Source organism: Bombilactobacillus mellis, assembly GCF_000967245.1.
In the GTDB taxonomy this organism is placed as follows: Bacteria; Bacillota; Bacilli; order Lactobacillales; family Lactobacillaceae; genus Bombilactobacillus; species Bombilactobacillus mellis.
Genome location: NZ_KQ033877.1, coordinates 182,309 through 208,643, shown reverse-complemented (window position 1 = coordinate 208,643; position 26,335 = coordinate 182,309). Strand labels below are relative to the sequence as shown.

General features: G+C 36.5%; 20 protein-coding genes. 6 read left to right on the top strand and 14 right to left on the bottom strand.

Features of this window, described 5'->3' with window-relative positions:
- Positions 1-55 precede the first annotated feature (55 nt).
- The 5 genes from JG29_RS00900 to JG29_RS00880 all read right to left on the bottom strand — a co-directional run bounded on the left by JG29_RS00900 (position 56) and on the right by JG29_RS00880 (position 5,825).
- Complete coding sequence (locus JG29_RS00900) at positions 56-1,012, bottom strand: NAD(P)-dependent oxidoreductase (RefSeq protein ID WP_045922089.1); 957 nt, start codon at positions 1,010-1,012, stop codon at positions 56-58.
- A gap of 14 nt (positions 1,013-1,026) precedes the next feature.
- On the bottom strand, positions 1,027-2,001 hold the full coding sequence (locus JG29_RS00895) for an amidohydrolase family protein (protein ID WP_045922088.1): 975 nt from the start codon (positions 1,999-2,001) through the stop codon (positions 1,027-1,029).
- Between the two features lie 20 nt (positions 2,002-2,021).
- The gene (locus tag JG29_RS00890; protein ID WP_045922087.1) at positions 2,022-3,476 is read right to left on the bottom strand and encodes a PTS galactitol transporter subunit IIC; all 1,455 of its coding nucleotides are present in this window, start codon (positions 3,474-3,476) and stop codon (positions 2,022-2,024) included.
- 19 nt (positions 3,477-3,495) lie between these two features.
- Entirely contained in the window at positions 3,496-4,230 is a 735-nt protein-coding gene (locus JG29_RS00885) for a sugar phosphate isomerase/epimerase family protein (protein ID WP_045922086.1), read from the bottom strand.
- A 350-nt stretch (positions 4,231-4,580) separates the two neighbouring features.
- Positions 4,581-5,825 (bottom strand): MFS transporter, encoded by a 1,245-nt coding sequence (locus JG29_RS00880; RefSeq protein ID WP_045922085.1) that lies wholly within the window; start codon positions 5,823-5,825, stop codon positions 4,581-4,583.
- Between the two features lie 192 nt (positions 5,826-6,017).
- Here JG29_RS00880 and JG29_RS00875 point away from each other — a divergent pair, with 192 nt between their 5' ends.
- Positions 6,018-7,022 carry a LacI family DNA-binding transcriptional regulator gene (locus tag JG29_RS00875; protein WP_045922084.1) on the top strand — a complete coding sequence of 335 codons (1,005 nt, stop codon included), beginning with the start codon at positions 6,018-6,020 and terminating at the stop codon, positions 7,020-7,022.
- A 165-nt stretch (positions 7,023-7,187) separates the two neighbouring features.
- On the opposite strand, the gene JG29_RS00870 is transcribed toward JG29_RS00875, so the two are convergent.
- Genes JG29_RS00870 through JG29_RS00840 form a run of 7 tightly spaced genes read right to left on the bottom strand, consistent with a single transcriptional unit; the run spans position 7,188 to position 15,979 of the window.
- A complete protein-coding gene (locus JG29_RS00870; protein ID WP_156961598.1) occupies positions 7,188-8,336 on the bottom strand; it encodes an exo-alpha-sialidase in 1,149 nt (382 codons plus the stop codon).
- 28 nt (positions 8,337-8,364) lie between these two features.
- The gene (gene arfA, locus JG29_RS00865; protein ID WP_045922681.1) at positions 8,365-9,861 is read right to left on the bottom strand and encodes an arabinosylfuranosidase ArfA; all 1,497 of its coding nucleotides are present in this window, start codon (positions 9,859-9,861) and stop codon (positions 8,365-8,367) included.
- 24 nt (positions 9,862-9,885) lie between these two features.
- Positions 9,886-11,181 (bottom strand): oligosaccharide MFS transporter, encoded by a 1,296-nt coding sequence (locus JG29_RS00860; protein ID WP_045922083.1) that lies wholly within the window; start codon positions 11,179-11,181, stop codon positions 9,886-9,888.
- Between the two features lie 18 nt (positions 11,182-11,199).
- Positions 11,200-12,174 (bottom strand): glycoside hydrolase family 43 protein, encoded by a 975-nt coding sequence (locus JG29_RS00855; protein ID WP_045922082.1) that lies wholly within the window; start codon positions 12,172-12,174, stop codon positions 11,200-11,202.
- 19 nt (positions 12,175-12,193) lie between these two features.
- Entirely contained in the window at positions 12,194-13,618 is a 1,425-nt protein-coding gene (gene araA / locus JG29_RS00850; RefSeq protein ID WP_045922081.1) for an L-arabinose isomerase, read from the bottom strand.
- Between the two features lie 16 nt (positions 13,619-13,634).
- Positions 13,635-14,366, bottom strand: a complete 732-nt coding sequence (locus JG29_RS00845; RefSeq protein ID WP_045922080.1) for an L-ribulose-5-phosphate 4-epimerase — start codon at positions 14,364-14,366, stop codon at positions 13,635-13,637.
- A gap of 17 nt (positions 14,367-14,383) precedes the next feature.
- Entirely contained in the window at positions 14,384-15,979 is a 1,596-nt protein-coding gene (locus tag JG29_RS00840) for a xylulokinase (protein ID WP_045922079.1), read from the bottom strand.
- A 269-nt stretch (positions 15,980-16,248) separates the two neighbouring features.
- Here JG29_RS00840 and JG29_RS00835 point away from each other — a divergent pair, with 269 nt between their 5' ends.
- The gene (locus JG29_RS00835; protein ID WP_045922078.1) at positions 16,249-17,328 is read left to right on the top strand and encodes a GntR family transcriptional regulator; all 1,080 of its coding nucleotides are present in this window, start codon (positions 16,249-16,251) and stop codon (positions 17,326-17,328) included.
- Between the two features lie 183 nt (positions 17,329-17,511).
- Here the strand turns inward: JG29_RS00835 and JG29_RS00830 are convergent, their stop codons facing one another.
- Positions 17,512-18,630 carry an aminotransferase gene (locus JG29_RS00830; protein ID WP_045922077.1) on the bottom strand — a complete coding sequence of 373 codons (1,119 nt, stop codon included), beginning with the start codon at positions 18,628-18,630 and terminating at the stop codon, positions 17,512-17,514.
- Between the two features lie 232 nt (positions 18,631-18,862).
- Positions 18,863-20,809 carry a M13 family metallopeptidase gene (locus JG29_RS00825; protein ID WP_045922076.1) on the bottom strand — a complete coding sequence of 649 codons (1,947 nt, stop codon included), beginning with the start codon at positions 20,807-20,809 and terminating at the stop codon, positions 18,863-18,865.
- A 422-nt stretch (positions 20,810-21,231) separates the two neighbouring features.
- Here JG29_RS00825 and JG29_RS00820 point away from each other — a divergent pair, with 422 nt between their 5' ends.
- From JG29_RS00820 to JG29_RS00805, 4 genes are all read left to right on the top strand, one after another.
- Positions 21,232-22,668 carry an MFS transporter gene (locus tag JG29_RS00820; RefSeq protein ID WP_045922075.1) on the top strand — a complete coding sequence of 479 codons (1,437 nt, stop codon included), beginning with the start codon at positions 21,232-21,234 and terminating at the stop codon, positions 22,666-22,668.
- Complete coding sequence (aroC, locus tag JG29_RS00815) at positions 22,665-23,834, top strand: chorismate synthase (RefSeq protein ID WP_045922074.1); 1,170 nt, start codon at positions 22,665-22,667, stop codon at positions 23,832-23,834. Before JG29_RS00820 ends, aroC begins: the two co-directional genes overlap by 4 nt.
- A gap of 107 nt (positions 23,835-23,941) precedes the next feature.
- The gene (aroA, locus tag JG29_RS00810; protein WP_045922680.1) at positions 23,942-25,255 is read left to right on the top strand and encodes a 3-phosphoshikimate 1-carboxyvinyltransferase; all 1,314 of its coding nucleotides are present in this window, start codon (positions 23,942-23,944) and stop codon (positions 25,253-25,255) included.
- The gene (locus tag JG29_RS00805) at positions 25,252-26,334 is read left to right on the top strand and encodes a prephenate dehydrogenase (protein WP_045922073.1); all 1,083 of its coding nucleotides are present in this window, start codon (positions 25,252-25,254) and stop codon (positions 26,332-26,334) included. The genes aroA and JG29_RS00805 overlap by 4 nt, the downstream gene beginning before the upstream one ends.
- Position 26,335 lies beyond the last annotated feature (1 nt).

Below are 26,335 nucleotides of genomic sequence, written 5' to 3'. Positions count from 1 at the left end.
TCCCCTCTCGGTTTATTGCCCAATAGGGGGATTATCTTTGTTAAAACGTCGTCAACTATTTATTAACTTGATTACGAGCCTGATTATCACACAGATAGGAAATTAAATTTTGTGAAGCCTCGGCTGCAATAGCTGTCCGCGCTTCTAAAGTACCCGTACCAGCATGCGGTGTCATAACTACATTATCTAATTCTCTCAAAGCTTGAGGGATATTCGGTTCTGTTTCAAAAACATCTAAACCGGCCCCGGCAATTTGTCCCTGCTGCAAAGCGGTAATTAAATCATCTTGTTTAATCAACACACCCCGGGCGGCATTAATGATATAAGCAGTATTTTTCATCTTTTTAAAGACATCAGCATTAAAAATGCCGGTAGTTGAAAGTAAGGCTGGTGCATGTAAAGTAATAACATCGGCAGTTTTTACCAGAGTATCAAAATCAACATACTTCACTGCCAGCTGTTGTTCTAAATCTGCATCCAAGCGCCGCGCATCATTATAGATTACTTTCATGCCAAAAGCTTGGGCAAACTGAGCCACTTGTGATCCGATTCTGCCCATTCCATAAACACCAAGAATCTTATCTTGCAGACTCATCCCCATATACTGCTGTTTTGAAACATCAATCCACTGGCCAGAACGAACTACTTTATCATAAAAATGAATATGGCGAACGGCTGCCAATAATAAAGTAAAGGTCATTTCTGCAGTTGGTACCCGCACTCCTTGAGGACAATTAGCAACCACAATGCCCTTACTTTTAGCATATTCAATGTCAATATGATCAAAACCTACGCCATTGGCAGTAATAATTTTAAGATTGGTTCCAGCATCAATTAACTCACGGTCGCCTTTCATCCCCATAAGCAAAAGACCTTCATATTCTGACAAATGCTCTAATACCCATTGACGAGTTTCAATTTTTGGATCATAAGTAACATCAAAATTCTGTCTTAATTCACTTAATCCGGCTTCTGGAATGATTCCTGTTACTAATACTTTAATTTTACTCATAGACTTATTACTCCTTAATTATTATTCTTAAAAACTGGATCTTCACTGTCTTGCATAGCTTGAATATGGTCTGGTTTAAAATAGATTCTTTCAGCGTTATTGTACATAACATCTTCCAATTCAGATTGATCAAAAATATCTGTGGCTTCCAACCAGGTAGATAAATCATGATAGGAATTAAAGGTTGATGACCACGGAGAATCTGTTCCCCAGAAAATTCTTTTGGCACCGAGAACTTTTTTGGCTAAAGCAACATCTTTTTGACAACGTGGAAATGGAAATTCTGTTTCTCCTTCAATATCCTGAATTGCCGAAATTTCAGTTGAGATATTAGTGTAAGGCTGCCATTGCTGTAAAGCATTTTCTAAGCGATCCAAATGATCAGCATTAGGGAAGGATAAATGACAAACTACAAAATCTAATTTCGGATACCTTTGGGCCAAGTTGGCAATAGCTTCGGGTTCGTAACTAAATTGCGTATAATCGCCATAATCTACAGTAACTACAAAACCCGGATAATCAGCCAAAAAATGAAAAATCTTGCCTAAAGCTGGCGTTGTATCTAACCGGAAAGGCTGATGGTAGCCATGCAAACCGCCACCTTGACTAATTTCAAACTTAATAGCCCGAAAGCCCAAGTCTTCTACATGCCGTTGAACAATTTTCATCGCATTATCTGCAAAAGGATCTACCGAAAAAGCGGCAATAAATTTATCTGGATATTTTTTTACTGTTTGATAAGAGTAATAATTTTGATAACCATTTAAACTTCCTTGAAGTAATACCGCTTTATCAATACCATTTTCATCCATAACTTGTAATGCTGATTCTGCCAGAAAATCATCATCTCCCCAGCCATCGGGAATCAATTTGATCAAAGTCCCATCATCCCAAATAGTTTGGCCATTGCCCAATGGTGTCATCCGGCCTTTGCCATTTAAACCTGCTACTGAACGTACTAAATGTAAATGTCCATCAATTTTTTTCATAATTATCCTTCCTTTCCCAATTAATAAGTAATTTTTTCGTTACTACCTGAGTAACCAGCATTTTTGGCAGCCATGTTATTTAAATACTGCCAAATCTGTGGCCGATAGCGCCGCAAAACAAATAATAATACTAAATATATAATTATCGCTAAGCCAATAAAGAACGGATTTTGCGAAACAAAAGCTGCAAAAACTAAAGCATTCAACGGCCGGGACATCAAATTAAAACTTGTAATTAAAACAATCCCTGCCGGCAAGGCTACGCCATAATGAGAAACGGCTCCCGTATAGAAGGTACCCAGCCAACTTGAAGCATATAAACCTAAACTAAACCACACAATCCCATTAGCAATTACTTTTAAAATATTGCCTCGAGTAATTGCAACAATAGACTCAACCATAAAAGGTAAGGAGATTAAATCCACAATCGGCAAGGTTTTGTTGCCCGGAAGAATAAAGGCAATTAAAACCATGATCGGAATTAAAATAACTCCTGAAATAATTGTCGCAGGTTCACCATAACCTACACCATCATCAACACCTAAGAACCAACGTTTCTTATTAGTTACCTCATTGACAGATTCATCAGAATTGCCCGTTGTCTTATGCGTATTCTTATCAATTTCATCTGCCAAGGGTGTAAAGGCTTGCGAGAAAACGTTTGTAATCAGTGGAAAAATAGTCATAATCGCTGACAGTTGTACCGCAACAGTTAAAATTTGTCCCCAAGCCTTCATAGTATTAAGCGCATTAATATTACCTAAAATACCAATTAATAATCCTAAGAGCGCTCCTAAAGTGGTGGGCTCGCCAAAAACACCCAATTTATTTTTAAAATATTCTGGGGTCATTTTTACTTTATTAAAACCTAACAAATTCCATAATGGATCTAAAATAATAGCCGGTACTACTTGTTCAATATTATGCAAGGAGGCCACCGAAGCATTCTTAACTCCATAATAATCAGACCATCTGTCTGCCTGTACCTCTGCTAATAGCAAAGCATAGAGCAGCATAAAGAAGGACAAACCTAAAGAAAGCCAAAAATTATGAGTAACATAATAGCAAACTGTTCCCCAAATCATAAAGCCAAAATTATTCCATAAATTAGAGGCCATAAAAATCTTAGTCACACCAAAAGCAAACAGCAGCAATTCAGCAATCAGTCCAAAGACAAAGAAACTCAATCCTACCATGGAGCCAAAAGAAGCTAAGGATCCAGCTTGCCAGCCGATATCAACAATTGGTAGTTTAATGCCCGTATTACTAACCATTTGTTTAATGATTTTTGTAATAGTCGGCGTAAACGCTTGAATAACCCAGCCGAAACCAGTTAAACCAACTCCTGCGTAAAAGGCACTCATCATGGCCGTCTTAGGTTTAACTTTTAAACAAAGTGCCACAATAAAAATCATAATCGGAACTACTACACTAGCTCCAAAAATTTGAAAAATCTGATTGACAGTTTCTAGCACTTCCAAATTCCTCCTTTATTTAGGATAAACTTTGTTGGACAAGCTCTAAATCAGATTGTAAAATGTCAGGTTCTGCATAATATTCAAAACCATACTGATTAACTTGTGTAAAAATCTTAATAATTCGCCGCCAATCTAAAATTCCTTTATCTAGCGAGGTAACTTTTTTATTACTGTTATCGTATACAAAATTTTTTAAATGCAGATAGTCAGTAACTGGCGCCAATTGCTTTGCAGCTTCATAAACATCTGCTTGGAGCCATTCCCAATTAGCAATGTCAAAACAGTAGCTGATATCTGGGCAGGTATTCTGCTGGAAAAACGCGATAGTTTTCTGTAGATCGCTTTCATTAGGGGCTTGATTATTCTCCAAATATAAATGAAAAGAGCCATCTAAATAATCATTCAATTGTGCCCCAGCACTAGCATTAGGATAACTAAAATTACCCAAGTTCATTTTTAAGTATTGTGCACCTAAATTTCGCATTTGCTCTAAATATTGCTCAAAAGCTGGATTTAAGTGCTGATCTTTAAATAAAACATCGCCTACACTAAAATAAACTTCAAGTTGTTCCGCTTGTGCTTGCTGAGAAATCCTTTCTAATTCTTCTAAACTGCCATCTAGCAATTCATTTCTGATTTCAATAGCCGCAAAGCCTAACTCTTTAGCCCGATGTATTTGTGCAGCCTGATCTAATTTAGCAGAATTTTCTTTTCTAAAGGCTGCAGTATTCACAATAAACTTGTTTTTCAAAATCTTTATCACCACCTTTATAGGATTTACTAATTAGAAATTTGCTGGTCTCACTTAAGCGGTTAACTAGGAAGCTAAACTAATCCCTCATTTTTTTAATTACTGCAATCGCAATTAATATCATCCCAGAAGTTAGTTTAACTTGCATTTACGAGCTTGAGTTAAGCGGTTAACTTAATACAACTTTATTGTAAAGGTTTCCTATTTTTTGTCAAGTATCTTCTCGTGATAATTTGATCAAGTATAATGATTAATTAGCCTTATAAAAGATTTAATCTGGATAACTACAGATTTTTTAAAACCCCCAAGATAATCCTTACCCCAAATTTTGTATTCGGAATTTTACAACCCTAATAACGCTTATTTTCTTTAATAAATAATAGAGCTAAAAAGCCTACTAGTGGAAATATTGATATGATTAAAAAAGAAGTAACATAACTTTTAGTAGCAGTTAAAATACTGCCCAAAAGTATCGGCGCTAAAAAAGAACCTGCCTGATTAAAAACATTCACAAACCCGACAACCGTTCCCCGTAAATCTGGCGGAGCCACTTCTACTGACAGGGTGTTGGTTAGTGAGCTGAACATAAACGCTCCCACTCCTAAAGCTCCTGCCCAAAAATATAACATAGCCAAATTACCTTTTGGTGATAAAGCAAATCCAATAATGGTTGGGGTAAAAATAGCCATAAAAATAGCTGATAATAAATGACGGGACATCTTCGAATGATCCGAAATATAACCTGCCAAAACCATGGACACTACCGAGGTAATTCCAAAGAAAGCCATGGCTTTGCCTGCAGTAACAGTAGAGAAACCTAAACTTTTAACAATAAATAAATTGGCCCAATTAGTTACTCCCCATTTCGCTCCCGTTGCACATAAACCTGTCAATGCTAACAAGAGCACATTTCTATTGGAAAAAGCCTTTTTTAACATAGTTAAAGATGATTCTTGATTAGCATTAGGTTCAGTCTTGGGATTGGTCTTTGAAATTTTATAAGGTGGAGTCCCTCTTAAAGCAAAGACCACAAACCCTAATACTAATAACGGAATTAAAGCAGTTACAAACATAGCTGCTCGCCAGCCGTATTTCTGAGCTACAGTTGGAGCATAGAGATTGACTACTGTTAAGCCAAACGACGTACAAGTCGTAAAGATTCCGGTAGCAGTGGCTCTTTGTTTATCCGTAAACCATTCACTAATGACACCCATACAGGCGGATAAATCCGGTCCCGAAACTAAGCCCAGAATAAATCTGAATAATAAACCGGACCAATAACCTTGCATAAATACCATCAAAGTCATGGCCAGCACATTGCCGATCACTGTCAAAATGACCATTTTGCGATAACCAATTTTATCAGCTAACATACCTCCGGGTAAAACTGTTAAAGTATAGCCGATATAAAAAGCTGTCACATAATCATTGCCCTGAGACACACTCAAATGCATTGCACTATTCACAACAGGCATTAAAGTTGCCCATACTAACCGTGTAATAAAACTAATCAAAAAAGCCAGCCATAATCCAATTAGAATTATGATCTGTTTTCCAGTCCACTTTTCAGTCTGATCTGTAGTTTCCAAACTCATCTTCGCCTCACTCCTTGTTTTCTCCTAATTTCATCATTTTCGCAGATGGCTCCAATAAATTAGCTTTGACTAAGACTCAGTAACAAGAATGCACTATTTTAATTAACTCTTCATCACCCTTTAGATAAATGCATGCTCTTGGGTCAAAATACGCTATAATAAACATAAAAAAATTTAATTATGAGGAAATTTATGGAAAAATTAACCATTCGTGATATTGCTAACATGGCTCATGTTTCCACTGCTACCGTCTCTAATTATCTCAATGGTAATTATGACCGGATGTCTTTGACAACACGCCGCCGTTTAACTGAAATTATTAGCAACACTAATTATCATCCCAACTCCATTGCCCGCAACCTAGCTAAAAACGAAAATAAAACTATCGGTGTTTCCATTGCTGATATTACTAATCCTTTTACCTCGCAAGTTCTATCAGGTATTTATGAACAATGTGATAATTACAATTATCGCGTTCTTTTTACCAATGCTAATAACAGTGAACAAAAAGAAATGGATAATATTACCCGTTTACAAAATGAAGGAGTAGCAGGCATTATTGTTGATCCTGTCAATCCTGACAGTCCTATTTATCAATCTTTATCAAATGATAATACCGTTATGGTAGATCGCCAATCTACTGAGCTGATTATTGATACCGTGGCGACTGACAACGTTAATTCAGTTCAAAAACTAATTAATCAAATGCAAGCTAAAGATTATAACAATATCTATTTTGTTACTTGGCCTTTTCAAAATATCAGTACCCGTAATCAACGTTATCAAGGCTTTATTAAGGCCACAAAATACTCTACCTTAAATCATTTAGTTACAGTCCCTCACCACGGTAAAAGTGTAGAATATCAACAATTTAAACAAAATCTGGCAACAATTATGACCCAAAAAGGTGATGACAAAATCGGTTTCTTTTGTATGAATGCGCGCGTATTTTTGAGATTAGTGCAAGCCATGCAACAACTCCATTTCTCCTATCCTCAAGATTACGGAGTAGCCACTTACGAAGAATTTGATTGGATGAAAGTAATGACTCCGCCTATCAGCTGCATCCGTCAGGATTCCTTTTCGATCGGAACAATTGCTATGGACATCTTACAGCAAAAAATTGCTAAAAAAAATTCAACCCAACCGCAATTAAAACTTATTCCCACTCAACAAATTCTTCGACAGAGTTTTTAAAACTCTTGTTTTCTCAGTTAACCGCTTAACATAACGTTATGCTTTAATTGTAGACGTTTACTTAACTTTGTCAAGTAATTAACAAAGATACCTAAACAAGGAGCAAATAAAAAACTCAGCTACTAGATAGGTCTGATATCTAATAGCTGAGTTTTTAAAAATTTTTTAGTTTAAACTATAAATCAGTGATGTCAATTCATTATTATTTGGATCAGTAGGTGATTTCAAAGGTCCTCCACTAACAAATAACAATTGATCGTTTGGTAAAACAGTTATGGAACGTGAGTAGGCTAATGGCATAGGCATTTTAACTGTTTGCCATTTATTAGTTTGTGCGTTATTTTTATTCACATAAAGATTGCTACTACCATCAGTATTAGCAACGATAGTTCCATTTTTCATTGTAGCTACATAAGGAGCACCGCCGTAAGCTAATCGCTGACCCTCATCTTCGGCATTCCAATCAAAACCATTATTAGAAATTTTATAATTGGTACGCCATTCTCCTGAGTTAACTACTTCATAAGTCATAATATATTTATTATTAGCCATCTTATCAACTGTTACCATTCCCGGACGGGCGGTAGGTGACTTAAATGCTACATCATCTATTTCCGGGCCCCAATCGATCCCGTTAGTAGTAACTTGATGTGATAGTTTTTGGCTATGAGCAGGTTTATCTCTTTCATCTGAATAAAAGCAAACTAATTGATGATTAATAACTTTTAAAAATGGTTCCCAAACAGGCCCATTGCTTGTAGTATTAACATCGGCGTGACCCCCTGTGGCCACTGTGCTTAAATAATGCCAACTACGTGCATGGTCTAAACTATAATATAAATCAATCGAAGTTTTACTAAGATCACTAGGAATAGAATTACCTATACAAAGAATAGTTCCTTCTGGCAAATTTCCTATCTTTTCAGGCAACTCATAAAGAAATGGCTGATATCTATTCCCCCAAGGTTGACCATTAGAATAATTATGTTGTTCTTTAACCTCGCTTATCTTCTGCCAAGTTTGACCATTATTCAAACTTTCAAAAATTAAAAACGAAGGTACACCGTAAACGTAATGTTCAGAAGTAGCATATAGTCTACCATAATGTTCTGCATCAGTATGCGTAGTAACTAAACCACGGCCATACAAAAAACTGGGACTTTTTGTATCAGCTATTTGACTCTTATTTGCAATAGTTACAATGCTATTTTTAACTACTGCTTGCGCTTTCAAACCAGTAAAACAAAAACCAATTAATACACTAACAAATAAAGAAACCAAAAATTTATAAAAAGAATTTTTTTGAAGCCGCAATTTTATCATTCCCTTCAAACAAACCAATTTATACTTCTACTTTTATTCTAGCCACATTCCAAGAATATGGTTCCAATTGTGCTCTCAAACAATCATCTTCTAAAGAGGTAGTTTTTGATGTCCTTAATTTCATCACTTGTTGTTCATTGGTTAAATCAAGATTATAGCCACTAAATGTTGTCGACGTTAATAATTTTTGAATATCAAAGTTATTAAACGAACAATTTAAATTTATAGAATCACTGCTTTTATTTTCAATAAATAGAACAATCTCTTGTTTCTTACTATTATAAACAGCAGCAGCATCAACATATGGTATATCACGGTTATTTATCTGGTAGGCTTTTACTTCTTTCTTTACCTTTAATGATAGCCCTTGGCCTAAGTTAGAAACCTGCATAAAAGGATAAAAGATCGACTGATACCAAACAGAAGGTTCACCTGAAGGCCTAGTCATAATTGGAGCAATAACATTGACCAATTGGGCAAGACAGCCAATTTTTACACGATCAGCATGCTTCATCAAAGTAATGGCCAATCCTCCTACAACTAAGGCATCTGCAAAAGTATAATGATCCTCTAACAGAGTAGGTGCCTGTTGCCATGGCTTTTGTTGTGCATCAGTTTCCTTGGAGTGATACCAAACATTCCATTCATCCATAGCCAAATTTATAATTTTATTACTATGTTTACGTGCTTTCACAGCATCACAAATAGCTATAACATCATTAATAAAACTATCAAAATCTTCGGAAGAAGCCAAAAATTTAGCTATATCATGGTCATAATCGTCATAATATTGATGTAAAGACAAATAGTCTATATCATCATAAACATGATCTAATATTGTTTCTTCCCATTTTCCAAAAGTAGGCATATTGTGTAAAGAACTACCACTCGCAATCAGCTCAATATTAGGATCTACTATCCGCATTGCTTTAGCGGTTTCGTGTGCAAGACGGCCATACTCTTCGGCAGTTTTATGACCAATCTGCCAGTCACCATCCATTTCATTTCCTAAGGACCATACTTTAATATTAAAAGGTTCTTCGGCGCCGTTTTTTCGGCGCAAATCACTCCAATAAGTCCCCTTAGAAAAGTTACAATATTCAATTAAATTGCGCGCGGCATCTATTCCTCTAGTTCCTAAATTAATAGCCATGTCCGGTTGCGCATTTACCAACCTGCACCAATTGATAAATTCATGTAACCCAAATTCATTAGTTTCTATACTTTTCCAAGCTAAATCTAGGCGTCGAGGGCGCTGATCTTTAGGCCCAATACCGTCTTCCCAATTATATCCTGAAACGAAATTACCTCCAGGATAGCGGATTAATGGGACTTTGAGCTTTAAAATTGCCTCAATAACATCTTTTCTAAAACCATTACTATCTGCCTGAGGATGTCCGGGTTGATAAATTCCTGTATAAATTGATCTGCCCAATTGTTCGGTAAATGATCCCCAAAGACGTGGATCAATTTTTCCAATAATGTCATCATAATTAATTGTTAAATTAGCATTCATCATCTTAAATTTACCTATTTTTAACTAATTTGTTGATGTACTAGAATTAGTAGACATATTATTATCAGGACTTGCCTGTGTCTTGTCTGTTTCTCCGGCTTGAACAGGATCTTCTTTTTTCAAAGTAAATGCAGCAAATAAAGTAACTAGAAAGACAAAGATTCCCATTGCAACATAAGTATGTTGATATCCAATTTTATCATACAAATTACCAGCCACTGTCGAAAAAATAAACACTGAGATTTGTTTAGCAAAATTCGATGCTAAGGCGTAAACCGTAGCATAGATTCTTATATCAAAAGCACCAGCAATATATTTCATGATGGAGGTTAATAAAAGAGGCATCTCTAATCCAGCAATTAATCTAAAGAATACTACCCATCCCCAGGAAGGTGATAAAGCTGATCCTAAAATCCGAATACAAGTCAAAAAACCATAGGCAATTAAACCGTTACGAGATCCAATTTTATTAATAATCCAAGGCATAGGAAACATTAAGAAAAATTCAATGATAGTCTGACCAGATGTCATATAACTATAAACTAAGGTTCCCTGAGCTGCTGTGTGGAAAAAGGTTTTAAAGAAAATAATGAATTGCTGATCAAAAACATCAAAAATAGCTGAAGCACCCATATAAAAAATTGATAGAACCCAAAAATTCATATTTTTGAAAACGGCACCAACTGTTTTTAAATCAAGAGAATTAGAAGTGTCACCAGCAGCAGATGCATTGTCTAAATTAATTTTATCGCTAAAAAGTAATAAACAAACTAAAATTATAGCAGCAATTGTACACATCCAAAAAATAGAATTCGGTTTCCAAAGAAATATTCTGCCCGCTACTAATGAAGCGACAATTCCGGCTAAAGAACCACCCAAACGTGAGTGTGAATATTCAAACCCATTAGCTAAACTGGCTCTTTGAACATACTGTTCAATAACACTAACACCGCCATTTAAAATGAAGCTCAGAAAAGTACCAGTTACTAGTGCTACAAGAAAAGAGTTTATGTGCAATAAAGGTATAAATACCCATTGAAAATATGGTCCAATTAAGATAGCTACTGCTGCAATTGTTAAAATTAAATTTTTCTTAAAAAGAAGTTTATCAGAAATAACTCCAAAAAATGGTTGAAAGATTAAAGAGATTCCTGCCATCATGGAAAAGACTAACCCAGATTGAGCACCATTTAAATGTCCAACCTGCTCCATCCAAAGAGTTAGATAACCATAGATAGTAGCCCAGATAAAGAAGTAACTAAAATGAGTAAATGGGAATCCCCAAAAATGTTTATTTTTTGATTCTTGTTTTGTATCCATAATTCAATTTATCCCCCTTCATTGGTAATTATACGGAACTGGCTTTCCAAAATTAGGTGTGCCATCACTATTCCAAGTAAACGGCTGAACTTTAGTATGACGGTTAGGGTCATATAAAGGATCACCTTTTATATCCGTATAATCACGGCAATGATAAACCAAAATATCTGTCTGATTGTCTTCAGCAACGGTGAAGCAATTATGTCCAGGTCCATATTGATGCTGTTTTAAATCACTTTGAAAGACTGGCTTCTTACTCTTATCCCAATTATCTGCAACTAACAAATCTTTCTGATCCGAAATACTTAACATACCCATACAGTAATTTTCATCTGTAGCACTGGCAGAATAAGTTAAGAAGAAGTGATCACCATGGTGCAAAACCGCTGGCCCTTCATTCACCCAAAAACCACGTGTTTCCCATTCATATTCAGGTTTTGATAACATAACCGGTTCAGTTTTTAAGGTCCAAGGATTTTCCATTTGTGCAATGTATAGATTAGAATTACCCCTAATTTGAGGATCTTTTTGCGCCCAAACATAGTACAATTTATCATTAAACTCAAAACAGGTCGCATCTAAAGAAAAGCTATTGAGAGGTGTTTTTACCTGTCCATGTTCAAACCAATCTTCTTCACTAGCCATCGGATCCTGGTTATCACATTCAATACAAAACATCCGGTGCTGAAACATCCCGTTATTGTCAAACTCTGTTGTCTCTGCAGCTGCAAAATAAATGAACCATTTTCCCCCAATGTAATGAATTTCTGGTGCCCAAATAAGCTGACTCATCGGCCCCTGTTCATGCTTGCGCCAAACAGTTCTTGGAGCAGCATGTGCTAAACCGGATAAAGTTTTAGCTCGACGGATTTCTATTAAATTATAAGCAGGTACTGACGCAGTAAAATAATAATAACCATCAGTATGCTTATAAATAAAAGGATCGGCTCTTTGAATAATCAAAGGGTTAGTATAATCATTGGACTTAATCATAATAATACCTCCAAAAATTCTACTCAATATTGGCCAATTTAATACCATATAAGGTGGCTAAATCTTGCACTTGCTGTTCTGTCGCTGCAAATGAAAAGACTGTATGATGTCCACCGCCATTTTGAATCCACTCGGTAGCACCTTTCTTCAAGCCAGCCTTTGGTGTCCACATTTGTTTAGCCACTGGCAAATGCGGTGTTTCCTTTTCAGGTTTGTGTGCATCTACTGGATAACTGATCAACTTAAAACCATCACGAAAATCAGCCATTGTAACGTCAATTGCATCACCTGCAGAACCAGTAAAGACTAGACGAGCTGGATCATCTTTGCCGCCGATATCCAAAGGATGAACTTCAACTCTTGGTTTTGTGGAGGCAATCGATGGATCAACTTCCAACATATGAGAACCTAAAATAGCCTCATGTCCAGGACGTAAATCTAACGTATAATCTTCCATAAAGGCAGTTTTTTGATTATGAGTCATAATCTTAAAGACACGTAACAAAGCAGCTGTCTTCCAGTCACCTTCACCGGCAAAGCCGTAACCGTCACGCATCAAAAGTTGAGCAGCTAAGCCTTGTAGTTCTTCTAATCCCCAGAGATCTTCAAAATTCGTCGTAAAGGCACTATAACCACCGCGTTCAAAGAAACGTGACATTGCCAGATATTGCTTTAATTGATAGCGTACTGCATGCTCAAACGTTTGCGGATCATTATCACCCACGACAAATTCATAATCAGATTTCAGTTTTTGATATTCTTTTTCTACGTCATCGTCACTGACCTGTTTCATCTCTGCCACTAGATCACCGACGCCAAAGTAATCAACTGTCCACCCCATTTGGATTTGTGCTTGAATTTTATCACCTTCAGTGACCGCTACATTACGCATATTGTCACCAAAACGAGCAACCTTCAAATTAAAGGACTCATCATAAGCTACAGCAACATCTTGCCAATCAGCAATTTCTTGTTGTGTTTCACTATCGTTCCAATGTCCATAAATGACTTTATTATGTTTTTGCAGGCGAGCATTAATATAACCGTATTCCCGATCACCATGAGCACTCTGATTTAAGTTCATATAGTCAAAGTCAATCGTATCATAGGGAATATAATTCAAATATTGCGTTGCAAAATGAAGCAAAGGTTTTTGTAATAACTTAGTACCGCGAATCCAATTTTTGGCTGGAGAAAAGGTATGCATCCAAGTAATTACCCCAGCTACTTGATCATTGTAATTAGCTTCTTTCATAAATTTAGTGATTTCATCAGCGGTAGTCAAAACTTCTTTAAAAACAATTTTATAAGGTAATTTTCCACTAGCATTTAAACCAGCAACAATTTCTTTCGAATCTTTAGCAACACTTTTTAAAGTTTCTTCACCATATAAATGTTGACTACCAGCAGCAAACCAAAATTCATAATCTGGAACTTTTAACATTCTTAATACTCCTTAGTTATTTTTCATGATGCGCATGGGTTTGTGACTGGGCATTGTTCTGCCCATAATAGGCTTCTTGTCCATGCTTGCGATAATAATGTTTATCCAATAAGTATTGCGGTAATTCAATATTAGCCCGCGTTAACTGTAATGAATGATAATCCTCTTCTGCTACTACTTCTAAAACCTTCGCATTATACACTGCCTGGGCCGCATCTTTGCCCCAACTGAAAGGTCCGTGTTGACTGACTAAGGCCGCCGGCGTCGCTTCATAATCTAAATGCCGCTGTTCAAAAGTCTCCACAATCGCTTTACCGGTATTGCCTTCATAATCAGCTTCAATTTCGGCTTGATTTAAAGCCCGCGCTGCCGGTACCGCCGTATAAAAGGTATCCGCATGAGTGGTATTCAAAGCCGGAATATCCAAACCTGCTGCCGCAAAAGAAACCGCCCACGGAGAATGGGTATGCACAATCCCCCCAATGTTGGGAAAAGCATTATATAAAACCGTATGCGTAGGCGTATCACTGGAAGGATTCAAATCACCTTCGACGACCTCACCTTTTAAATTCACAACTACTAAGTCGCTAGGTTTTAAGTCCGCATAAGCCACTCCTGAAGGTTTAATGACAAACAAGCCTTGTTGGCGGTCAATTCCGGAAACATTGCCCCACGTAAAAGTAACCAAATCTAATTGTGGTAACTGCATATTAGCTTCATAAACTTCTTGTTTTAATTCTTCTAACAATATCTCACCTCCTTAATTTAATCATCTAAAACATCTGCCTGTGATTCAATTGCCAGGCCTTGTTGATAACGTTTAATATAATCTTCATAACCCTGCACACCCTGTGGCTCAGGACTGAGTGTCATTGTATCGGCATGAGCAAATATTTGCGTATCCAAGTAATCGGATAAGCTTTGTTGGGTACCAGAGGCAGTGTATTTTGCTAAAACTGCCATACCCCAAGGTCCACCTACACTTGCATTATTCATAACGGCAATCGGAATATTTAAAGCATTAGCTAAAACCTGCTGAGCCATTACGGGAGTTTTAAATAATCCTCCCTGAGCAATCATTACTCCTGGATGAACATCTTCTTTTTTAGTCAAAATATCCATCCCAATTTTAAGCGGAGCAAAGGCCGAATAAAGTTGTGCCAACATAAAATTAGCTAACGTAAATTTGCTTTCCGGCGTCCGGACAAATAATGGTCGACCTGCCTTGATGTCAGTAATATTTTCTCCAGACAAATAACTATAATTAATTAAACCGCCAGCATCGGGATCACTTTTAACGACATCTAAGAATAGAGTCTCATACAGTTTATTAGGAGATATATTTGAGCCTAAACGACTGGCAAACTCCTGAAAAAGATTTGTCCAAGCATTGATATCAGAAGAACAATTATTAATATGCACCATTGCTACAGGCAAACCAGTAGGAGTGGTAACCAAATCTATATCGCGATGAACTTTTTTCAAAGGTTTGTCTAAAACCACCATTGAAAAGGCTGAAGTCCCAACAGAAATATTGCCCGTTTGTAATCTGACACTATTGGTACTGATCATACCCGTACCCGCATCACCTTCAGGAGCAGCCATAATACTACCGCTTTGTAAATTACCGGTAGGATCAAGCAATTTAGCGCCTTTGCTAGTTAGATGACCTGCTGGCTGACCCGCAGTTTTAATTGTGGGTAAAATATCAGCTAGTTTCCAAGAATACTGTTGTACCTTGGGTATATGATTAAATTGTTCAATCATTTGCGGATTAAATTGGCAATGATTATCGATAGGAAACATCCCTGAAGCATCACCAATCCCGATCATCTTTTCACCTGATAATTGCCAATGAACATAGCCAGCTAGTGTCGTCATATAATTAATCTGATTAACATGTTTTTCCTGATGTAAAATAGCATGATACAAATGAGCAATACTCCAACGCAAAGGAATATTAAAATCAAATAGTTGTGTTAATTCATCGGCAGCATCTTGGGTAATATTGTTTCGCCAAGTTCTAAATGGAACTAATTGCCGGTCTTGTTGATCAAACACTAAGTAACCATGCATCATCGCACTAACGCCAATAGCTCCGATTTTTTGTAACGAAATATGATAATTACTTTGAACATTAGCAGCTAATTGTTGATAGCTCGCCTGAATGCCCTGCCAAACGTCCGCTAAAGAATAAGTCCAAATACCGTTTTGATAATCGTTTTCCCACACATAACTACCTTCGGCGATCGTTCTAGCGTCAGCATCAATCAAAACTGCTTTAATTTGTGTTGAGCCTAATTCAATTCCTAAGGCTGTTTTACCTTTTTGAATTTCTGAAGCATAGGATTTAATATTCACTAAACTCATCCTTTTTTATTATTAATGTATAGCAATTAAAGACAAAGCGTTTTCATCAACGTTCTTATATTATAAAATAAATTAGCATAAATCAATATACTTATTAATTTATTCGAATAATTAAAAGAACAAAAAAAGCTAACTTAAAGACCTTAATTTATTTTTTGAAATAAAATTTATTTTTTTAGTTTGATTTGTTCATCAAATAAAATGATGTTTTGTGATAAAATAAATATATTAATTCGAATAAATTTTAGGAATAAAAGAATATGAAAAATGACTTTATGATCATTAAAGAAAGAATTAAAGAACAAATTACTAGTGGTCAACTTAAAGCTAATCAAAAATTGCCAACTGAAGACGATTTAATATCCCAATTTAAAATTTCTCGCTATGCTGTTCGCAAAGCTTTAGGTCAATTAGAAAGTGAGAATCTTATTTATCGTATCCAGGGAAGTGGAATGTATATTCAAGATTTGAATAAAAAATGGAATTATAATCCTGAAAGTAAGACTATTGGCTTAATTTGCACTCATATTGCTGATTATATATTTCCGAAACTTATTTCTCACATAGATTCTATTATTGCAAAAAAAGGATATTCCTTACTTGTAGCCAATACTCATAACGACACAAGCAGAGAAAGATTACGTTTAATTAATATGCTGGATTCTCAGGTTGCAGGATTAATTGTTGAACCAAGCGAAAGTGCTAAACCTAACCCTAATTTAGATATTTATCAAATTATATCCCATGATAAAGTACCACTAATTTTTATTAACGCAATTTATCCCAAATTACATTTCCCGGTTATCACAAATACCGATAAACAATCCGAAAAAGAACTTGTTAAGTATCTTTTTAAATTAGGACATCAAAAAATTATCGGTATTTTTCAAACGGATGATTTACAAGGTATTAATCGTATGCAGGGATTTATCGAAGCTTATCAAGAAAGTAGTATTACACTGTCGAATAGTTTTTTAATTATGTATAGTTCACACGATAATTTTAAAACTATTAGTGATAAGTTAGATCTTTACTTAAACAATAATCAGCCACCCACAGCTATAACTTGCTATAACGATCAACTAGCTATTCTAGTTGTTGATAAACTTAAAAAAATGAAATATTGCATTCCCCAAGATATTTCAGTATGTGGTTTTGATGACTACGATGGTACCAGCTATTTAACCCCAACCTTAACTACAATGAAATATGACACTTATTCTATCGGCAAAGAAGCCGGCCAAGGAATTTTAAAATTAATTCACGGCAAAGAGTTTCATTCAATTACGCATCAGCCCCAAATCAAAATTCGAGATTCTACAGCTCAACCTCATAACTAATTTCAAAAACTTAGGACGAGAATTTCTCCAGTAAAAAACGTTGATAGTTAACTAAATATTTAGCTTACTATCAACGTTGAACTTAGGTTACTATTAATTATTTCTCCCACATTTTTTAAATTCAAGTTCCAGCTACTAAGCATAGTGGAGAATGTTTTTTTAAATAGTTCGTCAAGATGAATTTTAATCATATTGCCGTAAAAATTGTGATAATCTAGTTAATCCGGCTTTTAATGTAGCTTCATCAGTACAATAACCTAGACGTGCGTGACCCGGTAAGTCAAAGCATTCACCAGGAACCAATAAAACTCCGGTTTGTTGAAGTAAATTCAAGCAAAAATCTTTAGTAGCAATGGGTATATCTAATTTAATACAAGAAGTGGAAACGGCTTGCGGTAGTACACAACTAACACGCGGTTCCTGCTCCAGCCACTGCTGGAAAATTTGTAAATTGTTTAATACTAGTTTTCGATTGCGTTCCCAGATTTGATAGCGATTCTCCAATATATAAGTAGCTAATAAATCATTAATTACGCCACCGCAGATCATAGTATAATCACGATATTTCCTAAATTGATCGCTTAATTGCTCATTAGCTACAATCCAGCCAATTCTTACTCCGGGAAAAGAATAACTTTTCGATAAGGAATTAGTAGCGATTCCATCATTATATAAATCAACAATAGAAACAAAATTTTCCGGTTCATCTAAAGGCAGATAAACTTCATCAACTAAGACATATGCGTGCACTGATTTAGCAATTTGGACTACTTGCTCTAAAAAATCCCGCTTTAATAAGGTGCCCGTAGGATTATTAGCATTATTTAAGCAAATTAATTTAGTATCCGGTCTAACTAATTGCTTTAATTCCTGTATGCTGGGATACCAATTATGAGATTCATGAATATGCCATAAATCAACTTTAGCTCCTAATGATTTGGGAATGTCAAACATTTGCTGATAAGAGGGATATTCACTAATCACATGATCGCCCGGTTCAATTAAGGAATATAAGGCCAAATAATTGGCTCCTGTAGCCCCATTGGTTTGTAAAACCTGCTGCGGATGAACGTGATCATATAATTGACAAACCTGCTGCTTAAATTGTGGCGAGCCTTCAATCCAGCCATAATTCATCGGGCTTTGGAATATTTGATCTATAAATTGCTGGGGATCAGTTTTAGTTATGGTAAACAATTCCTGTAACGTCAAAGCAGAAATGCTGCTTTGACTAATATCATATTGAGCAGACTTTTCCCAGCGATTCAACCAAGATTCAACCCCAAATTCAGCTATTTTCATTATTTCCCCTCCTATACGTTGTTAAAGTTAATATTTATTAAATAATATAACATTAAAAAAAGAACCACTTCTTCATTTATTAAATTTCTATTATTTTTTAAAAAGGAATTGTTTTTCGATAATTATAAAAAATTTTTATGAATCAGAGGCTTTTTCAACTAATATCTCCTTGTTCCAGTATAAAAAAACAGCTATTTGCCCTAAATTGGACAAATAGCTGTTTTATGGTATTTTACCAGATGTTAACTCGTTTTTCCGGTGCTAACCACATACCATCTTTACTAGTAATACCAAAAGTAGTATAAAAATCATCCATATTCTGCGCTTGGACATTCGCACGTAAAGGCGCAGGAGCATGAACATCAATGCTTAAATACATTTCCATTAATTGCTGCGTTGATTTAGTCCGCCAAATACGAGCCCAATTAATGAAGAATTCCTTCAAATCAGCATCGGGTTCATCTTTAGCAGCTTCTAAGGCACAGCTCAAGCCACCGGCATCGGCAACATTTTCGCTTACTACCAGCTTCCCATTAACTTTACCACCGGCAAAATCCAAACCTTCAAATTCATCAATCATGGCTTGAGTCAACTGCTTAAAAGTTGCGTAATCTTCATCGGTCCACCAATTATTCATATTACCAAATTCATCAAACTGGGCCCCATTATTATCAAAGCCATGAGAAATTTCATGTGCAATAACGGCTCCGATACCGCCATAATTTTCACTAGCAGATTGATGCAAACTATAAAAAGGCGCCTGTAAAATAGCTGCAGGAAAAGTAATATCATTACGCGAAGGATCATAACAAGCATTAACCATATGTCCCGGCATTGCCCATTCATTACGATCAACAGGACGATGATATTTCGCAAAATTATCAGCAATAATTAAGCGATCAATTTCTCTCATATTGCTTAATAAGGATTGCTGGGGATCAACCTTAAATTGCTGGTAAAGTTGATTAACTTTAGTAGGATACCCAATTTTCAATACCATTTTATCCAATTTAACAATAGCTTTTTCTTTAGTAGCTGTTCCTAACCACGTATTATTTTTTATGCGCCGTTGATAAATACTGATCATTTTATGGATCATTTGTTCGACATCGGCCTTAGCTTCGTGGCCAAAGTACTCTTCACCATAATATTGACCGATAACTTCACTAAAAGTAGCACTAGTTAAGTTGTAAGCCTGCTTAACAGGAGCTGATAATTCCTGATTGCCCCGCAGAGCCAAACTATATTGCCCAGCAATTTCTCGAAAATCTTGACTTAATAAAGAGCTGCAATTAAATACATATTGCACTAAGGTCCAATTTTTCAATTGCTGAAACGTTTGGTCATTAACTAGTTTAGCAAAATGCTTAAAGAAACGCGGTTCTGTAACGATAACCTGTGTAACCTCATCATTCACCGCTTGATTAATAAGACTTGCAAAATTGATTTGACCACCTTGGCTGGCAAAAGCTGCCATTTTTTGCGGATTATACATCTGCACATAATCTGCTTGTTCCTCAGCACTTTTTACATAATCCACCAGTGAACGATCAAACTGTAAAGCTTGCTGGGTAATCTCTTGCGCGTCCGCTTCTGATTCTCCAATTTTGACTAATAATTGCACAGCCACTTGTTGATAAATTTTCAGTAATTGCTCCCCACTGTCGTTATCATGATAATAAGTGGTATCCGGCAAAATTAAACCCGGTGCAGCTGCATAAACAACATTTTTACTGGTATCTTTCATATCAGCATCAATTCCCAAATTAAACGGGAGTGGATACCCTTGTTGTAACCACTTTGGCAGTTGCTGTTGCCAAGATTGGAAGCTGGTTAAATTTTTGATAGACTCATAGCCGGCTTGCGCAGGTTTAAAGCCTTCTTGATTGCGCCGCTTAAAATCAGCTGCCACTTGGTAAAACTTGACCGCTGTAGTCAGCAAATCATTAGCAGGCACTTTGTTGCCAGCTGCAAAATCAGCAAAATCCTGCATTAAAGTTTTTTCAATGTTCAAAGCTAAATCAGAAAAGCCGCCTGTACTGGTTTTATCCGCAGGAATTTTAGCTGTTTTTAACCATTCACCATTGATAGCTAAATATAAATTATCTTGATAAGTTGCAGTAGCTCCTTGTGTTGTATCTCCACTACCACCCACAACTTTTGCATACTTTTGTTGCATAGCCGCCTCCTAATATCTTCGTTGCTCATATTTTACCATTTTGAACAAATGCCGTCAGGCAATATTTTAGTTATCCAAAAGTTAAAATCGGTTTAAATTATTAAAATAAAATTAGTATTGACTTCATTAAATAATAATGATTTAATATTCGTATCAATTATATGAAAGGAAGAGAATCATGATTCGCTGCTTAGTACACAAGGATTATTATTTGGGCTTTGCTTATTATTATAGGTAGTGTCCGTATCCATTGATCTTAGATACGGACAATACTTATTTGTCCGTGTCTAAGCAGAGTCTTACAATGATGACCAGCTAGACACAAAATCTAGCTGGAGCTCTTTTTCATAAATTAATTATTGACCAGCTAGATGGGATTAATCTAGCTGGTTTTTTTATTACTATTTTAAAGGAGTAAACACATGCACAAAAGACAATTATCACTAAGTTTATACCTTAACTATTTTATTCATGGCATTGGCCTTATTATTTTAACGCAAAACATGAAAGCTCTCGGTCAGCATTGGCAAACACCTCTGGCTACAGTATCTTATGTTATTTCAGGTATTGGTATTGGGCGACTTCTGGCCTACTTTATTTTAGGTAATCTCTCAGATTACTGGGGCCGCAAGTTTTTTGTTAACTTAGGCATGATTAGTTATTTCATTTTCTTTGTGGGCATGGCTTTTGTTACCAATATTCAAATGGCCTATTTCTTAGCTATTTTGGCTGGTATTGCTAATTCAGCTTTAGATTCGGGAACTTATACAACTTTTATTGAAATGGGAAGCAAACAAGGTTCCGCTAATATTTTATTGAAAGCTTTTATGTCGGCCGGTGAGTTCTTATTACCACTTTTCATTGCAGTTTTAGAAAAGCAGCAACTGTGGTATGGCTGGTCTTTTATGTTAGCTGCCGGTCTGCTGATTATTAATTTTATTTTATTAAATCGGCAAACTTTCCCACCCCGCAATCAAGAAAATACTGCTGCAAGGACAGCAAATCTGCAAATATCTCCTTGGAAAAAAGCATTGGCATCAGTTAGTTTAGCTGGTTACGGTTATACATCTATGGCTTTAATGATTCTTTATACTCAATGGATCAGTCTTTTTGTAACCCATACTTTTGGTTTTAATGCAATATTGTCCCATTGGCTTTTATCACTCTATAGTATGGGATCAATCAGCGGTGTTTTGATAATTTTTGTGTTACTAAAAAACAATTTATCTGAAAACAAGCTCGTAATTGCCCTCAACCTTTTCTCCTTTTTAGCCTTATTAGTAATTTGCTATAGTCCTAATGCATTATTGTCAATGATTGCCGCTTTTGTTTTTGGTTTTACAGCTGCTGGCGGCGTTATGCAAATCGGCCTCAATCTTTTTATCAAACTTTATCCACATATTAAAGGCCGGATCACAGGTTTGTACTTTACTTTTGGCAGTTTGGCTTCTTTTTCGATACCGATTATTACCGGCTGGCTTTCCAAACAAAGTATCTCCTATACCTTGCGCTTTGACCTTTTGATTAGCTTAATGGGGTTATTACTGGTTTGCATCACCGTTTGGGCCATTCAAGTTCCGACAACTATCACTTCCACAAGACAGCAAATCAATAAAATTGATGGACGCATTATTAAGTTATTGAATCAGCGTTTTAGTACTGTCACTACCATTAATAACCTGAAAGAAGAGCAACAACTTCCTATTTTTGATGAAAGCAGAGAAACCCAGATTCTTCAAGAAATTGCTCAAAAAAGCAAAATTCCGGATCATACTCCTTATTTACAAAAAATATACCAGGCTATTATGCTTAATTCTCGTGCTTATCAAACAAAGCTCCACCAGGAGGAAAATAAATGATTGATTACGTAACAGCAGGCGAGTCCCACGGGCCCCAGTTAACAGGTATTTTATCCGGTATACCAGCCGGATTAAAGCTTGATCTTGCAGCAATTAACGCCGAATTAACTCAACGCCAGGGCGGATTTGGTCGCGGCAATAGACAAAAAATTGAACACGATGTTATTCAAGTAGTTGGCGGCGTCCGCCATGGGACTACTTTAGGCAGTCCGCTGGCACTTATTATTCAAAATCATGATTATCAGCATTGGTCCAAAATTATGAACCCCACAACTCCTAATACTTCGAGTAATAATCTCCGGCAAATCACTCGGCCCCGTCCCGGGCATGCCGATCTAGTCGGAGGAATGAAATATGGTCACCGAGATCTGCGCAATGTCTTAGAACGTTCTTCAGCTAGAGAAACTGCTATGCGGGTAGCGATCGGCAATATTTGTCAACAACTTTTGGCCCAGTTGGATATTCATTTAGTCGGTTATGTGCAACAGATCGGACCGCACCAAATTACAAATGATCCTAATTTGTCCGTTCAACAAATCAGAGAATTGATTCAACAAAATGATTTGCGGATTTTAGATCAAAATTCTGTTGCCTCATTACATGAGCTTATTTTACAAACTAAAAGAAACGGCGATACTTTGGGTGGCGTAGTCAATGTTCTGGCAGAAAACGTTCCGGCAGGATTAGGCAGCTATACCAGTTGGAATACTAAACTGGATGGCCGCTTGGCAGGTGCTGTTATGGGGATAAATGCCATTAAAGGCGTCGAAATTGGCGCCGGATTTACTGCTGCTCAAAAATATGGCAGCCAGATAATGGATGAAATTGCTTGGCATCCAGACAGCGGTTGGACTCGTCTCTCCAATCACTTAGGCGGTTTCGAAGGCGGAATGACTAACGGTATGCCTATCGTACTTAAAGCTGCTATGAAGCCTTTACCTACACTTTATCGACCTTTGCGCAGTGTAGATATCAAAACCAAAATCGCTCAAAAGGCGCAGGTAGAGCGTTCTGACACAACAGCTATTGTTCCAGCCGCAATTGTGGTAGAGAATGTTGTTGCTATTGAAATAGCTAAAGTAATTACTGAAACATTTGCCTCCAGTAATTTAAACCGTCTCAAACAAGAACTAGCCTCCTATCGTGAAGAACTAAGAAAATATTAATAATTTTTTTCTCAGTATTTGGGAAATTGATAGTACTTTTAATTATTATGAATCCAATTTTTGCAATCGGAAAACACTATAAAATTCCAGCTTCAATGATTAAGGTGATGATTATGCAGCTAATTTTAAAACCACAACAAGGATTACATGGAACCATTCAAGTACCAGGAGACAAAAGTATCTCCCATCGGGCACTAATCATAGGAGCTATGGGTTTAGGAACTACCACCATTCATAATTTTCTTTTCAGTCAAGATTGTTTAACCACCCTCCAAGCTCTAAAAAATTTCGGTGTAGATATTAGTCAAAACAACGAAACAGTAATTATTCATGGTCAAGGTCTACAAAGTTGGCATGCTCCAGCTCACGCTTTAGATATGGGTAACTCAGGAACAACGACCCGATTATTGGCTGGGCTGTTAGCAGGAAGACCCTTTACCACTACATTAATTGGTGATCAATCTTTAAGCCAGCGACCAATGCAGCGAATACAACAACCATTACAACAAATGGGAGCTGTTATTCACCTAACTCACGGACATCTACCAATGACCATCAGTGGACAGCCATTACATTCATTATGCTATCAAATGCCACTTGCCAGTGCCCAAGTAAAAAGTGCACTTATTTTGGCAGCTCTTCAAGCCTCAGATACCAGCACTATCATGGAAAAGTTACCTACTCGAGACCACACTGAAAGATTATTACGACAATTTGGCGCTCATCTTACTACTAGTGATGATCATTATAAAATCAATATTCAACCAGCTCATCAGCTCCAAGGACAAACTATTCAAATACCGGCAGACTTGTCTTCTGCAGCTTTCTTCCTAACAGCTGCCAGTATCATTACCCATTCACAACTTCAACTAACTAACGTTGGACTTAATCCTACGCGAACAGGATTTTTAAAAGTCTTACAACGCATGGGTGGACAAATTAAAATTACTGCTCAATCACAGGAAAATGGTGAGCCTAGAGGCAATTTAGAAATATCCGCCGCTAAATTACACCCCATTACCATAACAGCAACAGAAATTCCTAATATTATTGATGAAATTCCCCTTATTGCTTTACTAGCAGCAACCGCTGATGGCCGCAGTAAAATTACCGGCGCTGGGGAATTAAGAGTTAAAGAAACTGATCGGATTCACACAACTGTTGAAGAATTAAGTAAATTAGGTATTGCTATTACAGAGTTGGCCGATGGCTTTATTATTGATGGACGTCAACCATGGTCGGTTATTAATCCACACCTAGATAGTCACGGTGACCATCGAATTGGCATGATGCTGGCGATTGCTGCTTTAAAATGTTCTGCACCATTACATTTAAAGAATGCAGCTGTTGTCAATATTTCCTACCCTAACTTTTTTCAAGATTTAAATAATTTGCTATCTCAAGAGGAAATATCATCATGAAAATTTTAATAATTGGTTTAGGGTTAATTGGTAGTTCACTAGCACAGGCAATAAAAAAAGGCCATCCTAATTATTACTTAATTGGTAGTGATACTAATCAAGCAAGTCTTAAATATGCTCAAAGCAGCTCACTTGTTGATGAAACCACCACTGATTTCACTACTAGTGCCCCGAGAGCGGATGTAATTATTCTAGCTACACCTGTGCAGGTGATTATTACCGATCTACAAATTTTGGCTCAACTGCCTTTAAAACCCCAGGTACTGATTACTGATGTCGGTAGTACCAAACAACAAATAATGCAAGCAGCACAAGCAGTACAAAAACGGGGTTTTACTTTTATTGGTGGTCATCCTATGGCAGGATCGCATCGATCTGGAGTAGCAGCGGGCAGTGTCCAACTTTTAGAAAACGCCTTTTATTTTCTTGTACCTGAAGCTGCCTCCTCTAGAGCGGTTTCGCAATTAAAGAATCTTTTATGTGCCACTCATAATCAGTGGCTTGTAGTTGATTCCCGTCAACATGATCGAATTGTTGGCCAAATTAGTCATTTACCACATATTATGGCTGCTGCTTTAGTTAATCAGGCTCAAACAGAATTGCAGGATTTCCCCTTGGGATTAAAAATCGCAGCTGGCGGTTTCAAAAGTACCACCCGGATAGCCAGCTCTGATCCCCAAATGTGGACTGATATTTTACTAACTAATAATCATTTATTAATTACGCAACTCCAAGACTATATTCAAAAATTAATCCAAATTAAAAAGGCCCTGCAAAACCAGGAGCCACTAGAAATTAAAGCATTTTTTACAAAAGCTAGAAATACCCGCCAACAACTAACAAAGAATCCTAATAAAGACTTTTGTTTAACTCTAACAATTACTGATGGACCGGAGGCGATTAAAAATATAGTTGATATTCTATTTTCGGCCAATCTTAATTTAATCAATATTCACATTTCACCAATTAAACAAGACAATACTAGTCATCTGCAATTAAGTTTTAATAACCAAACTAACCTTAGTAAGGCAACCAACCTACTTAAGGCTGCTGGTTATCAAATTTTAGGAAGTGATTAAA